This is a genomic window from uncultured Lactobacillus sp., assembly GCF_902491705.1.
Lineage (GTDB): Bacteria > Bacillota > Bacilli > Lactobacillales > Lactobacillaceae > Lactobacillus.
Genome location: NZ_CABUIW010000019.1, coordinates 19,079 through 34,469, shown reverse-complemented (window position 1 = coordinate 34,469; position 15,391 = coordinate 19,079). Strand labels below are relative to the sequence as shown.

General features: G+C 36.1%; 13 protein-coding genes. 1 reads left to right on the top strand and 12 read right to left on the bottom strand.

The features are described 5' to 3' along the window. Positions 1-79: 79 nt before the first annotated feature. The 12 genes from recA to RDN22_RS05200 all read right to left on the bottom strand — a co-directional run bounded on the left by recA (position 80) and on the right by RDN22_RS05200 (position 14,206). Complete coding sequence (gene recA / locus RDN22_RS05255; protein WP_308556615.1) at positions 80-1,174, bottom strand: recombinase RecA; 1,095 nt, start codon at positions 1,172-1,174, stop codon at positions 80-82. A 189-nt stretch (positions 1,175-1,363) separates the two neighbouring features. Next, positions 1,364-1,924 carry a CDP-diacylglycerol--glycerol-3-phosphate 3-phosphatidyltransferase gene (pgsA, locus tag RDN22_RS05250; RefSeq protein WP_308556613.1) on the bottom strand — a complete coding sequence of 187 codons (561 nt, stop codon included), beginning with the start codon at positions 1,922-1,924 and terminating at the stop codon, positions 1,364-1,366. A 22-nt stretch (positions 1,925-1,946) separates the two neighbouring features. Next, on the bottom strand, positions 1,947-3,077 hold the full coding sequence (locus RDN22_RS05245; protein ID WP_308556612.1) for a helix-turn-helix domain-containing protein: 1,131 nt from the start codon (positions 3,075-3,077) through the stop codon (positions 1,947-1,949). A 66-nt stretch (positions 3,078-3,143) separates the two neighbouring features. Beyond that, on the bottom strand, positions 3,144-3,872 hold the full coding sequence (gene ymfI / locus RDN22_RS05240) for an elongation factor P 5-aminopentanone reductase (protein ID WP_308556610.1): 729 nt from the start codon (positions 3,870-3,872) through the stop codon (positions 3,144-3,146). 6 nt (positions 3,873-3,878) lie between these two features. After that, entirely contained in the window at positions 3,879-5,132 is a 1,254-nt protein-coding gene (locus RDN22_RS05235; RefSeq protein ID WP_308556608.1) for a pitrilysin family protein, read from the bottom strand. After that, the gene (locus RDN22_RS05230; RefSeq protein ID WP_308556606.1) at positions 5,129-6,346 is read right to left on the bottom strand and encodes an insulinase family protein; all 1,218 of its coding nucleotides are present in this window, start codon (positions 6,344-6,346) and stop codon (positions 5,129-5,131) included. The genes RDN22_RS05235 and RDN22_RS05230 overlap by 4 nt, the downstream gene beginning before the upstream one ends. Continuing rightward, a complete protein-coding gene (locus RDN22_RS05225; RefSeq protein WP_308556604.1) occupies positions 6,333-8,759 on the bottom strand; it encodes a DNA translocase FtsK in 2,427 nt (808 codons plus the stop codon). Before RDN22_RS05225 ends, RDN22_RS05230 begins: the two co-directional genes overlap by 14 nt. Positions 8,760-8,779: 20 nt before the next feature. Beyond that, a complete protein-coding gene (locus RDN22_RS05220; protein ID WP_308556602.1) occupies positions 8,780-9,169 on the bottom strand; it encodes a DUF1149 family protein in 390 nt (129 codons plus the stop codon). Next, positions 9,169-9,729: a tRNA (cytidine(34)-2'-O)-methyltransferase gene (locus tag RDN22_RS05215; RefSeq protein WP_308556600.1), complete on the bottom strand. Its 561-nt coding sequence runs from the start codon at positions 9,727-9,729 to the stop codon at positions 9,169-9,171. The genes RDN22_RS05220 and RDN22_RS05215 overlap by 1 nt, the downstream gene beginning before the upstream one ends. A 50-nt stretch (positions 9,730-9,779) precedes the next feature. Continuing rightward, positions 9,780-10,982, bottom strand: coding sequence for an AI-2E family transporter (locus tag RDN22_RS05210; RefSeq protein WP_308556598.1), 1,203 nt, complete (start codon positions 10,980-10,982; stop codon positions 9,780-9,782). 16 nt (positions 10,983-10,998) lie between these two features. Beyond that, positions 10,999-11,379 carry a PTS glucitol/sorbitol transporter subunit IIA gene (locus RDN22_RS05205; protein ID WP_308556596.1) on the bottom strand — a complete coding sequence of 127 codons (381 nt, stop codon included), beginning with the start codon at positions 11,377-11,379 and terminating at the stop codon, positions 10,999-11,001. 73 nt (positions 11,380-11,452) lie between these two features. Further along, positions 11,453-14,206 carry a cation-transporting P-type ATPase gene (locus RDN22_RS05200; protein WP_308556594.1) on the bottom strand — a complete coding sequence of 918 codons (2,754 nt, stop codon included), beginning with the start codon at positions 14,204-14,206 and terminating at the stop codon, positions 11,453-11,455. A 154-nt stretch (positions 14,207-14,360) separates the two neighbouring features. On the opposite strand from RDN22_RS05200, the gene RDN22_RS05195 reads away from it, so the two are divergent. Beyond that, positions 14,361-15,389, top strand: coding sequence for a lactonase family protein (locus RDN22_RS05195; RefSeq protein WP_308556592.1), 1,029 nt, complete (start codon positions 14,361-14,363; stop codon positions 15,387-15,389). Positions 15,390-15,391 lie beyond the last annotated feature (2 nt).

Sequence of the window (15,391 nt, the reverse complement as noted above, 5' to 3'; positions counted from 1 at the left end):
TTTCATAGATAGTACTTTATATATTTGTACTGTCTACTAAAGTAGGACTATATCATAAAATCCAAGGTTAAAACTAATATTATTTAGTTTTTTCAGCGTCTGTTGCTTCAGATTTTTCTTGTTCAGCTTCTTCGCGCTTTTCCTTTATCTTTTCTGGATTTTCGCGATCAGCAATTGATTTTTCATCAATGCCATAAGCTTGACGGACTTGCTGTTGAATATCTTGATAAATATCTGGGTGATCTTCAAGATACTTCTTGGCATTTTCACGTCCTTGACCAATTCGGTCATTCTTGTATGAATACCATGATCCAGCCTTATCAATAATATCCTTGTCGGCAGCCATATCAAGCAATTCACCACTTTGAGAGATACCCTTACCGTACATGATATCAACTTCAGCAACCTTAAATGGTGGAGCAACTTTGTTCTTTACAACCTTAATCTTAACGCGGTTACCAAGCACATCGCCTGATTGCTTAATCTGTTCAGCTCTTCTTACTTCAAGACGAATAGTTGAGTAGAATTTAAGTGCTCGACCACCTGGTGTAGTTTCAGGGTTACCAAACATAACACCAACTTTTTCACGAATCTGGTTAATAAAGATGGCAATTGTCTTAGTCTTAGAAATAGTTCCTGATAACTTACGTAAAGCTTGACTCATTAAACGAGCTTGCAAACCAACGTGAGCATCCCCCATCTCGCCTTCAATTTCAGCACGTGGTACCAAGGCAGCTACAGAGTCAACTACTACGATATCAATCGCACCACTGGAAATTAAAGTATCAGCGATTTGTAAACCTTCTTCACCAGTGTTTGGTTGTGAAAGGATCAATGAATCAATGTCTACACCCAAAGCTTCAGCATAAGCAGGATCCATTGCGTTTTCGGCATCGATATAAGCAGCTGTTCCGCCACGTTTTTGCACTTCAGCAACTGCATGAAGGGCTACAGTAGTCTTACCAGATGATTCTGGACCATAAATTTCGATAATTCTGCCACGAGGATAACCACCAACACCAATAGCGGCATCTAAGGCAAGTGAACCGGTTGGTACTGTTGAAATTTGTGTGTCTGCTTTTTCACCCATACGCATAACAGCACCTTTACCAAAGTTCTTTTCAATTTTCTTAAGAGCTGCGTCTAAAGCAGCTTTCTTTTCATCTTTGGCCATTGCTACCTCCTAAATTTTCGTACTTAATAATTATACTTTGTTCAATAACCAATTTGCAAGCAAAATGCAAACGAATGTTCAAATCATTTTCCCTACACTATTTATTACGCGAAAAATGTCCATTTTTTTCTGAGAAAATAAAAAAAGAAGCAAATTTTTGCTTCTTTTAATTAGTTATTAATTTATTGATTACATTGAACCCTTGAATACGCCCCATGATTGGTGGAAGTAGTCGTAACCAGAGTAGATAGTAAAGATCAATGCTAAGTAAAGTAAGATTGTACCAATGTACCAGAAGTTACCAATCAATAAGAAAATAATTGAAAGCATTTGGCAAGTAGTCTTAATCTTACCTGGCATCTTAGCTGCTAAAACTTGACCTTTGTTTTCTGCTAAGATCAAACGTAAACCAGTAACGGCTAATTCACGACAAACGATAATTGCTACTACCCATGCTGGAGCAAGCTTTAAGTCAACTAAAAAGATAAATGCTGTCATAGTCAACATCTTGTCTGCAAGTGGGTCAGCAAATTTACCGAAGTTGGTAACCATGTTACGTGAACGAGCAATATGACCATCAAACCAGTCTGTTGCTGAAGCAACTGCAAATACAATAGCAGCAATTACTCTGCTCCAATAAACAGTAGAACCAGCTGCTACAGTATGTGCATCCCCACCAAAAATTATAATTAACATAAATACTGGAATCAAAAAGATTCTAAATACAGTAAGTTTATTAGGTAAATTCATTATTCTTTACTTCTCCTAAGCCTTAATTGCCATTATTTCCGTTATCACCGCCGCCATTGTTGCCACCAGCGTTGTTTTGGGTAGTAGTTGATGATTGAGTAGCAGATGATTGTTGTGTATGGCTGCTTTGTTCATTAGCTTGACTACTTTGAGTCGTTGATGATTGAGTATGGCTACTTTGAATCGTTGATGATTGCGTATGACTATTTTGAGTTTCAGTTCTGTTGATATTATTAGTCCTGCTTTGAGAAGCTGAACTGGTAGAAGAATTATTACTATTAGTGTTATTTGAACTACTTTGAGTATTAGAACTATTATTTGATGTCTTCTTAGCTTTACCGATCAACAAAGTAATAGTACGGTATGCATTATTTGGTGCATATGGAATCTTCTTGCCACCAATAGTAATTGAAGTACCATTGTCGTTACTCAAAGTTACTACTACTCTTTGAGCATTTGATGGAAGAGTCACAGTATGCTTTTGCTTAGCAATTAAAGTTGATTGCCAAGTACTATTGCCGTCAGTAGTTACACCAGCAGAAATATTTTGGGTAGAACCTGCACGTACAACCAAGTGACGGTTCTTCTTCAAACCAGTAACACGGTATTCATTATCACTGATTTTCTTAACCTTAACTTGACTTACAACTACCTTCTTAGCTGGCTTTTTAGACGAAGAAGATGATGATGATTTTTGCGATGAAACAGTTACACTACTATTATCTGCTTCTTTTTGTTGACCACCAGATGATAAGCGTGCATACAAAACATATACAACTAAGATTACGATAATTACGCCAAGTCCAACGGCAATCCGTGGTAAGTAATTTTTCCACAAATTCTTCTTGTTATCAGTTGTCTCCTGTACTTCTTCACTCTTATTATCAAGCGAGTTTTCTACGTATTCATCAGGCTTTGATTCTGGAATATCTTCATGATAGTCACTAAGTAATTCCTTACCATCTAAGCCAACAACTTGAGCATATTGTCGAATAAATGCTCTAACGTAAAAATCACCTGGAAGTTTATCAAATTCATTATTTTCAATTGCTTTTAGATATCTACTTTGAATCTTAGTTGCTTTTTCAATATCTTCAATTGAAAGCCCTTTGGCCTCTCTAGCACTCTTTAATTTTTCTCCGATGTTTTTCATATTTACCTCTTCAAAATAAGTTTAACAAATTGAGTATACCATAAAAATTCAATTGCAACGTCTTAGTTATAAAAGCCAACCACCAGTTACATAAATAGTTTGCCCTGTGAGGTAGCCGCTGCGCTTATTTAATAAGGTTGACACCCAATATGAAATATCACTTGCCTTAGCCCAACGCCCCATAGGAATTTCATCTCGTACTTTCTGAATCGTATCTTCAGAAAAAATCGCATTCATCTTAGTTTTAACTGCACCTGGGGCAATAACATTAACCGTTAAATTATTAGATGCAACTTCGCGAGCGTATGCTTGTGCAAAACGTGTGAGTCCACCTTTAGTTGCACTATAAACAGTCTCTAGTGCACTGCCAGCGCCACCATAAACGGAGCCCAAATAGACTATTCGACTATATTCTTGCCGCATTAATTGTGGTTCTAATAATTTAGTCAATTTTATTGGTACAGTAAGATTTACATTAATTATTTTAGTGATGTTATCAAGCTTTTCATCGCCTAAAAAACCGTACTTGGTAATGCCCTGAGCAAAAACGGCTGCATTTACTGGTAATAAACTTTTAGCAAAATCTTCTAACTGACTATCATTTGCTTCAAAGTCTAGTTTAATTGGTAAAAAATCTTGCTTAGGATATTTATCGAACAACTCTTTACCTAAATCTAATGCTACTTGCTCATGTGAATTATAGTGCAGATAAAGTGACCAGCCTTCAGCAGCTAAATCACGGCAAATCTCCTGTCCAATTCCGCCAGTTGCACCAAACACAATTGCTCGTTTCATTCAATATCACTCCCTATTACTAGGATCTATATAAGCTGAACAAAATGTACTATCTTTCATTAACTTTTGGCATGTTTGATTGAATTCTTCGAATCCCATTACTTGTAATTTCTTTAAATTCAAATCTAAATTTTCATGGTCTAGATTTTCTTCAATCATTTCAATTGCCAAAGATGAAGGATCGTTCATTGTTCTAACAGTGCGTGCTAACCATTCCTTTTTCTGCAAAGCAAAATTCTTTTCAAGGAAATGATATTCTTCAGAATTTTTAGTGATTGGTTTTGTCAATTGCTGTTCTATTTCCTGAATTGTTTCTTTTGCTTGCTGACTTACACCAAAAATAGTAGCGAAATCGCCCTGCCTAGTGTAATTGACCGAGATTTGAAGTGGATTAGTTAATAACCTTCTCACTCTCATATCTTGATACCATGGTCCCATCACGCTTAATCTTGATTCTAACATTATTTCAAGCATAATTTGAGCCAAATCAAGACTTGATAATACTTTCTTAAAGTTTTTAAAGCGAATTCCAATTCCTATTGCTTTAGAATTTCCTTTAGAAGGAACGATGACATCTTTCATTTCACCAACAGGTGCTTCTTTTTGATCAAGTTTTGAGTCAGCAGGCTTAAAATATTTCTCCTGCAATTTTCCGACTTGTATCAAAATCGTCTTAACTTGATTATCTGAAAAATCACCGCAAGCTACAAATTGCATTTTGCTAGGAACATAATTTTTACTATAAGCAGCAGTTAAGTTAGTCTTATTTACGCTGTCAATTGATTCTTCTGTACCAACTACTTCAATGCCTAAATTAGAATGATCAAACATTTCAGTCATAATTGCATTATTTATACCCCAAATAGGATCATTCTTGTACATTGCCAATTCCTGCTTAATAATTGGAGCTTCTTTAGCAACATTCTGTTTAGTGAAATATGGCTTGCCTACAAGCTCAAACAATAAATCAAGCATCTTAGAAGTATGATCTATTCCGCTACAATAAAACATCGTCTCATTAAATGACGTAAATGCATTTACATCGGCACCAATCTCTTCGAATTTTTGTGAAATATCGCCATCTTTTTTAGCAAACAATTTATGTTCAAGAAAGTGGGCTGAACCTGCGACTTTTTGCGGATCACTGCTTCCAAAGTCAATAATGATGCCAAAAAATCGTTGGTAAAATTGTGGCTTTAAAATTATTTCGGCCTTAAAGCCTGACTTATATTCTCTTTTAATTATCTTAGGTACAATCATTTTAAAACATAGCTTTCATTGAAAAATAAGTTTTTAACAAAATCTACTAATTGATGTGGCGTAGCTTTTTTAATTGCTGCTGCGCGATCAAAATTCACATAATCTGGGAAAAGCGCTCCGCGTAAAGCTTGACCCAATTGCCAATTTTGTCCATCTAAGCCGATCTTAGTACTGCGTTCAAGTGATTTCTTAGCCTTTTTAAATAATGAATCATCGACTTCTCCATCGGCTATTTTTTGCATTTCATTGAATACAATCCGTTTAGCATCCCCAATTTTATCTGGATCAAGACCTGCATTAATCAAAAACAAATTATTATTGGCAAAACTACTTGCTTCAACATCATAGGCTGCACCCAATTCTTCACGGATTTGACTAAATAATTTTGAAGATTGATCACCAGCCAAATATTGACTTAATAGCAATCCACTAATTTGACCTTGATAGGTAATATTTTGCTTGAAGCCAAAGCCCATTAATAATTGTGCCTGAGCATTATCCTGTTCTTCAGTTTTTTCTATTGGATTATCTTGAGCCGGAATAGTTAAATCATCTACTTCAAACTTTTTAATAATACCGGCACCTCTGAAATATTGATTAACTAATTTGGTTACTTGATTATTATCTCGTGCCATGCCAAGCACTGTTATTGGGCGACTTCTCATATATGAGACAAAATTGTCTACATCATCATAAGTAGCATTTTCAATCTTTTCAATTGAACCCATAAAGTTATCTGCATACTCAGGTTGATCTCGATACCACAATCTAAAGAAACGCTCAATAGCATAATTAGCTGGCTGACCCATTAATTCATCATAGTCTTCTCTTAATTGCTGCTGAGCATAACCCAACCAAGTATTATGATCATAATAAGGAAATTTAATAATCTGACTAATTGTTTCAATTATCTTTTCATATGTGTAATCTGGATCAAGAATTTCGCTTGGCTCTACAAAATTAGCATAGTAAGAAAGAATTATTTCTTTGCCAAAAAGCTGAGGCATAATGTCTAATTCCAAATCGTATAGTTCAGTTAATTTTTGTTGCTGCTCCATAATCGATGGATAATCTCTTGAAGCATTCATTTGCAATTTAGCAATTAAACTAGCAAGAGCAAGATTGTTGCTAGTTAGCGGTAAACGCAAAAAACAGCCCAACACGGCTGTTGTAAATTTTTTATTTTTTCTAATTTCAATATTAGTTGTTAGCATTATTTGAATTACCTTCATTCTTTACTGGTGGAACTAATACTTGACGAGGTTTCGATCCTTCTGATGGACCAACAATACCTTGGGCCTCCATCTCATCGACAATTCTAGCGGCACGATTATAACCTATTCTAAACCGTCTTTGTAGCATAGAGACACTCGCAGTTTGCTGACGGCGAACTAGATCGACAGCTTGATTATAAAACTCATCTTCTGGTTCATCACTTTCGCTATTGCCACTTGATGCATTTTCACCTTTTTTAGGAATCATTGTTTCATCGTAATCGACTTTTTGTTGTTTCTTAACCCAATCAATTACGCGCTCAACTTCATCACTAGCAATATATGCTCCTTGAACACGTTCAGGCTTTGAGGCACCAATTGGCATGTACAGCATATCACCGCGGCCCAATAATTTTTCTGCACCAGTTTGATCCAAAATAGTTCTTGAATCCACCCCACTAGATACAGCAAATGAAATACGAGATGGCACATTAGCTTTAATTAACCCAGTAATAACGTCAACACTAGGACGCTGAGTAGCTAAAATCATGTGGATTCCGGCAGCACGAGCCATTTGTCCTAATCGAACAATCGCTCCTTCAACATCATGGCCACCTACCATCATCAAGTCACTAAGTTCATCTACTACTACCAAAATATAAGGCAATGGCTTCATAGCTGGCTTAGTTTTATCTTGATTGTTTTCAGCCACTTTTTGATTGTATTCATCCATATTTCTAACGCCGCCAGCAGCAAATAATTTATATCTACGCTCCATTTCTTTAACAACTTTGCGCAAAGCATTAGCAGCTAATTTGGCATCCGTTACAACTGGAATAAGCAAATGAGGCACACCATTATAAACAGACAATTCAACCATTTTAGGATCAATCAAAACTAGTTTGACCTCTTCTGGTCTAGCCTTCATTAAGATGCTAGCCAAAATTGTATTAATAGCTACAGACTTACCTGATCCAGTAGAACCAGCAATTAACAAGTGGGGCATTTTTGTCAGGTTAGCTGAAATAATGCTACCTGTAACGTCTTTACCCAAAGGCACATCCATTGGAATCTTCTTAGCCTTTTTATCTTGATGTTCCATTACATCCTTAAACGATACTACAGATGTTGCTCGGTTAGGAACTTCGATTCCAATAAACGGCTTACCTGGAATAGGCGCTTCAATTCTGATATCTTTTGCAGCTAAAGCCAAGGCTAAGTCATCTGCCAAGTTGACAATTCTGCTTACCTTTACACCAACAGCAGGTTGCACTTCATATCGCGTAATCGTTGGTCCTAAAATAGCCTTTTTTATGATTACTTTTACACCAAAACTCTTGAAAGTAGATTGCAGTATTTGCGTATTTTTCTTAATTAAATCACGATCTGCGCTCTGATCAGTAGACTTAATTGGATCAAGCAAACTAAGTGGCGGCATTTTATATGCTTTATTAACCGGTGTATCTGTTTTTAATTCACCATGATCTACTTGACCTAATTCTTGTTCTAGCTTTTGATCCTGTTCTTCAAATGAATGAGATTTAGGCAATTCTTTTTCAGTGTCATCATGTTGAGGAGCAATCTGAATTTGTGGCTCTGGAACAACATCCTGAGCAGATGCTGCATCATCGTCCTCTTCTTTTTCATCTTCAGCAGCATCATTATCATCTTCAGGATTAAAGTCAGCTACATCAGGAAAAATTGGCTTATCTGGATCATCAATATTATCTTGATCTTGTTTAGCTAAGCGATCTTGTTTTCTTTTTTCAAGTGCATCCCCATACTTGTCTTTTAACTTAGCACCAGCCTCTTTATTTCTTTGAATAAAAAGTTGGCTAACCGACTGGAATTTTTCAATAATCGTTCTAAATTTCACATCAAAGAACATCAAAATCCCAATCGGCAAAAGCAAAACAGCAAAAACATTAACACCGACTTGTCCAAGCAGTGGATAGAAAATTTGATAGCCTAAAGCTCCAATAAAGCCGCCACCGACGCTCTCAGTTACGCCAGCTCTGCCAAATTCCGCGGACATTGCATGCCAAAATGAATTTAGAAATCCGCTATTGACCAGTTCACGTTCAAAATATAAATTACTTTGAAGCAATAATATGCCAATAAAGGCTAAGCTTAAACCCATTGTCCGCTTAAAATTCAACCGAATCGGCTGGTTGTAAATTAAATTTACTAACCCAAATAAACCTATTAATCCACTAGCAAATAGGTATGAGTCACCGAAAAACATTCGAATCAAATTAGCAATTTGTTTACCTAAAATGCCAAACCTTACAAACGCTAAAACTGATACTAAGATTAGTATCAGTCCTACAATGCTCCAATTTAAGCTCTGCTTTTTAGCCTTGCTTTTATTATATTTTCTTTTTGTCTTTCTCTTTTTCCTTTTTACAGGCATGTACTCACCTTAATTAGTGACTAAAAATTAGCCTTAAAGTTCAAGTTAACAGGTTTATCAAATGTAACTTGGGTAACTTCGTAAGTTAAAGTTTCAATATATTCAACTAATGGTCTGCTAAGTAATTGCCAGTCAGCATTATCAATATCAGAACCATCACCATGATAATCCTTGATTTGAACGATTTGGTGAATTGCTCCACTTACTTCAAATTCAACCGGTTCAGGAATTACATCAAAAAACACAGCAACATCATAGTAGCTACCATTTTCTTCTGAATGCTCTTCATCACCACTAACGTCTAATTTTCTAATTCCTGGGTTAACTTCACTCTTAGCAGTAGCATTTTCATCAGTTAAATCATAGTGAAATGATTGTACTGTAACAGGGGTCTGCTTTTCAAAATCCATTATTTATTTCCTCCTAAATTACGTTCATATCTTTCTGGACGGTCATAATCATCTTTTAACTTATCATTTTCATAGTGGTGGGTTGTTTCCATATTTGGAAAACCTTGTTGACGAAGTGCTTCAAGCAAGACCATAGCCACTGAGTTAGATAAATTATAACAGCGAATATTATCAGACATTGGAATTCTTAAATTACGATCATAATATTCACGCATAAATGTTTCAGGCAAGCCTGTAGTTTCTTTACCAAAAACAAAGTAATAATTCTTTTTTGGATCAGTATAATCCACATCAGAGTAATTTTTAGATGAAAACTTTGAAATCAAATACATTTCATCATCTGGGCCTAATGTCTTTAAAAATGCATCTAAATCATCATGCATACGTACGTCAACTTTATCCCAGTAGTCAAGGCCTGCACGTTTCATCTTTTTATTATCGATTTGAAAACCCAATGGTTCAATCAAATCCAAAACAGTGTTTGTTCCAGCACAAGTACGTGCAATATTGCCTGTATTTGCTGGCATTAATGGTTCATATAAAACTACATGATTTGTCATTAAAAAAGCTCCTTATCAAAAAAGCGTAGCTTTTAAGCCACGCTTTAAAACTATTTAGCAGTATCTTTTGTTGTCTTATCTGCATCCCCCGTGGTTAAAGAAGCAGCATCCGTTTCACCAAAAAGTTCAGATTCTCTTCGATAATAATTGTACACGCGAGACACAATAATCTTCAAGACAGCATAAATTGGAATTCCAAAAATGACACCCCAAAGTCCCCAAACGGAACCTGCACCAATCAAAAGTAAGATAGTGATTACAGGGTGCATTGCCATCTTGCTACCCATAATTAATGGACTCAAGACTCTTGTTTCAATTGTTTGCTCAATTAGAAAGACAATTAAAACTTTAATTAACATTGGACCAGAAGTCATAATTGCAATAACGATTACTGGAATCTGTGCAATTGGAGTACCAAAATACGGGATCAAATTCAAGAAACCAGCTAAAATTGCTAAAGCTGCCCCATAAGGCAAACCAACTAGTGAATAGCCGATTGCAAACATAACTCCTACCCAAAAGGCAACAGTTATCTGACCACGAATGTATGATGCTAAAGCATAGTTAATATCATAAAGTAACTTACTAAAACTAGGTTGCCATTTTTCTGGTGCAAACTTCGTAATGTATGGACGAAGTTGATGTCCATCTTTAAGCATAAAGAATAAGATAACTGGTGCTGTCAGTAAAGTCATTACTATCATAGTAATAATACTTACAGCAGAAGATATATTGCCTATAGTAGTATTAATTGCACTCTGACCAGACTTAAATAAAGTCTTCTGAGTATTGTCAATCATACCATTAATTCTGCCTTTTATTGAATGCAGACGCGGATCCCTTAAGGCCTTCTGCGTCGCATTAACAGCATCATTCCAAATATTGGGCCAATTCTTAACCAAAGAATTGATCTGGTTTTGGACAATAGGTACCAAAATATTGATGATCCAAATTAAAGCAATAATTACAAACAAGAATAAAACAACAATTGTTAATACTCTTGGCACCTTAAATTTCTTTTCTAGCCAATCAACTAGAGGATTCATAATATAGTACTGAATTATTGCCAATAGTAATGGCGGCAAGACAGCACTGAAAAATACCCAAGCTGGATTCAAGACAAATGATATTTTATTGAAAACCCAAATGATCAAAAAGAACAATAAGATGTTTAATAAAACAATACTAAATCGATTATTTAAAAACCACTTTTTAAATAATGTTTCGCCCCTATGATTTTGTTTATAATCCATCTAACTGTCCTAATTATTAAATGTGTTCGTAAACAATATCATCATCTACTCTAAAGGTAGGCATTGGTTGATCTACATCTGGATCAAAGTAAACAGCATTAGCTAAAGGTGTCTTTGATACTGGACGGTTAAAGAACAAGGTAACGTGACCCAATGCTTTCATGTTACTTTCAACCATTGGACCTACATAATTTGCTACATAAGTTTGACCGTCAACAGTAATAGTGTCGCCTTTCTTAAATACGAAGCCACTAACTGGTGTTTTTTCATCAAACTTTTGGATAACTGAGACATCTTCCAGTTCCTTGTTAGCACCTTCACCAAACAAAATTACCATGCCATCTTTATTATCGACAGCTTTTTTACCAATTTTCTTAATAGTTGAAATCCATTTCATAATAATTATCTCCTTAAAAATAATTTTAGCATAAGAAAAGCCGCTTAAAAACTTAAGCGGCCCAAATCGTTAATTATTTTTTATGATACATAATCCATTTTCTAGCTTCATCAAGAAGTACTAATGGAATTGGTAATAAGAACAAGAATAACCAATCTGAAGCAAACAATGGTGTGGTGTTAAATAATTGACGAATACCTGGTGTAATTGTCAAAACAAAGAACAAGCAAATTTCAAAGATAATACCATACCAAATATTCTTGTTGCTAAATAATCCTTTCTTGAAAACAGATGTCTTATTAGTACGACAGTTCAAAACGTTAGCAATCTGTGTAAAGACGATCGCACCTAATACCATTGTAGTGGCACGCATATAAACAGGACCACTTGCAGCTAAAGCAGTTTGTGGCCAACCATTTTGAGCGTTAACAAAGAAGTAAGCTCCAGTAGAAATCAAACTAGATAATAAACCATACCAACAAAAGGCTTTAATCATTACACCCTTGTTTAATAAGTGTTCACTACGCTTTCTTGGCGGCTGATTCATAATGTCTGGATCAGCGGCTTCTGCACCTAGCCCTAAGGCAGGAAGCATGTCAGTACCTAAGTCAACTGTCAAAATTTGCATAACTGTCATTGGCAAAGGAATTAGACCACCAGAGAATAAGAACAATACTGATGGAATAGCTTCTGGCACGTTTGAAGTCAAAATATAAGTTAAGAACTTACGAATGTTTGAATAAACGGCACGTCCTTCTTCAATTGCAGCTACGATTGATGCAAAGTTATCATCCGTTAAAATCATGTTGGCTGCTTCCTTAGCAACATCTGTACCAGTTTGCCCCATCGCAATGCCGATATCAGCTTGCTTTAAAGCAGGAGCATCGTTAACCCCGTCACCAGTTGAAGCAACAACTTCACCATTTGCTTGACAGTTCTTAACAATACGATACTTTTGCTCAGGAGCAACTCTGGCAAAAATGACTTCACCCTTCAAAGCCTTACGAAGTTCATCATCGCTCATCTTTTCAAGCTCGTTACCTGAAATAACGCGAGCTTTATCAGAGGTCAAACCAATTTGAACAGCAACTGATTTAGCAGTCAACTTTGAGTCACCAGTTACCATGATGATTCTAATCTTAGCTTGGTGACAACGTTTAACAGCATCATAAATTTCTGGACGAGGTGGATCACTCATTGTAGTTAAACCTACAAAGACCAAGTGATTTTCTGCCTCATCAATAGATATTTTATTAATATCTACATCACGATCAATAATCCGATATGCTAAGGCCATACTACGCAATCCGCGTGAAGCATAATCAGCGTTAGCCTTCTTAGAACGTAGTCGATCATCATCTGTCATTTCACGTACTTGACCATTAACTTGGATACGATCACACTGTTTAATCGTGTCGCTGTATGATCCTTTAGTGAAAATAATATATTGTGTATCGTTCCAGCGATGAATCGTTGACATTCTCTTACGATCAGAATCAAATGGTAATTCACGCAGACGTGGATATTTAACCAAAACTTTTTGATTATCAAAACCGGCTTTTTCAGCCATGATAATCAAACTAGCTTCAGTTGGCGTACCTAAGATCTTAGGCTTTGCACCCTTTTCTTTAGCAGGTTGTACGCTAGTATCATTATCCAAAGCGGCAATTTGAACAAGTTTATGCAAATCTGGATTTTCTTCATACCAGAGTTGTTTATTATTTAGTTCAATTTGACCATTGTTAACATAACCGTTACCTGTTACATGATACTCATTAGCTGGAGTCCAAATGTAGTGAATAGTCATTTGGTTTTGCGTTAACGTACCAGTTTTATCAGAACAGATAACTGTTGTTTCACCCAATGTTTCTACAGAATTTAACTCTTTAACCAAGGCGTGCTTTTTAGCCATTCTTCTAACACCTTGAGCCAAGCTCAAAGTTACAGTTGGCAAAAGTCCTTCTGGAATAAAGGCTACAATCATACCCAAAGCAAAGATAAATGCTTTAGCAAATGGATATTTAACAAAGAAAATCGCAGCAATCAGGAAGATAACCCCAATCGTAATCGCGATAATTGAAATTTGCTTAGTTAAACGATTAAGTTCCGCTGTTAATGGGCTAGTAGTTTTAGTTTGCTTTTGCGTTAAACTAGCTATTCGCCCAAATTCAGTGTTCATCCCTGTCGCAAAGGCAATTGCACGTGCAGTCCCAGCACCAACGGTAGTTCCTGAATAAACCAAATTGCTTTCCGCATAACTACCTTCCCCAGGATCATATTTAGTTGTTTTTGATTCAGGAACAGATTCACCGTTCAATGCACTTTGATCAACCTGCATTGAACTAGCAGAAATAATTCTGGCATCAGCTGGAATGGAATTGCCTGCTTGTAAAACAAACACGTCACCTGGAACCAGCCGTTTGCTATCAATCTGCAGCTTTTTATCGCCACGAATTACATCAACATACGTTGGCAACATATTGTTCAATGCATCCGTTGCTTTTTTAGCAGCACGTTCTTGCCAGAAACTGAACAAGCCATTGATAATATTAACTAACCAAATAGCAATTCCTAGTTCAGCCGTGCCTGAAATTATTGCAATGAATCCGGAGATCCAAAGCAAAATGGCCATCGTGCTAATAAAATTCTTAAAAAAGGTTTTCCATTCAGATTCCGCAGCAGCTTTTTTGATGGTATTTTCACCATATTTTTTTAGTCGCTTTTCAGCTTCTTCAGGTGTTAAACCATCTGCAGAGGAATGCAAATTGTTAAAAACATCTTTAATATCATTTTGAGCATATAGTTCACGGATCTTTTTTTCATCCATTTTATTTATATGCCTCCTTAGAAAAATATATTCACTTATACTTATAGTTCTAACTGTATCACTTTTTACGTTAAATAGTCATAATCAGATCTTTTCCCATGGTATACTTAATTTTATAAAGTTTCTTTATATTTAAATAATGGAGGCCAAATATATGAAGGTTTTAATCGGAGGATATACTAAGAAAACCTCAAAAGGGATTTACGAATTACCTTTTACTGGTGAAAATAATGATGCTCGTTTAGGTAAAGCTGAAAATATTGTCAGTGTTGGTGGACCTACTTACTTCCAAAAAGATGGCGATCTCATTTTTACTATCAATAACGCTGGCGACAAGGGTGGTATCAGCGTATTTAAAGTAAATGAATCAGGTTCTAATGAAGTTGATCGTCATTTAACACCTGGTGCTTCACCAGCTTATGTAGGCATTAACCATGATAAAAAATTGCTTTACACTGCCAACTATCACACCGCTGTTTTATCAGTATTTAGTTATAGTGACAGCGGCAAGTTAGAATTAGTTGCTCAAACTACCCACAAGCCTGAAAGCTTAGGCCCTCGCCCAGAGCAAGTAGACGGTCCTCACCCACACTTCTTCGATGAAACCCCTGCTGGCAATTTAGTTAGTTGCGACTTAGGCAATGATACTGTTGACTTCTACCGTCTTGAAAATGGTGAATTAAAGCACTTAGCACAATACAAGAACGAAGCCGGCTTTGGCGATCGTCACATTGTCTTTTCTAAAGACGGCAACTATTTCTACGTTGTTGGTGAACTTTCCAGCAAGATCAACGTAGTTAAGTTCAACGAAGACACCTGGGACTTTGAAGATATTGCTACTTACAAGACCATTCCTGATGACTTCACTGAGCATAACGGTGCCGCTGCTGTTTACATCAGCCGTGATAGCAAATACATTTATATTTCTAATCGTGGTCATAATTCAATCACTGTCTTCAAAGTAAACGATGCTCACACTTTGAGCTTAGTTCAACGCGTTTCTACTTTTGGCGACTTCCCACGTGATTTCAACTGGGACGAAAGTGAAAAATACTTAGTAGCTGCAAATCAAAACACTGATAACGCCACTCTCTACTTAAGAAATGGTGGTACTGGTACATTAACACCTATTCAAAAAGATATTGCTGTTCCAGAAGGTACACGCGTTTTATTTACTAAGTAGAA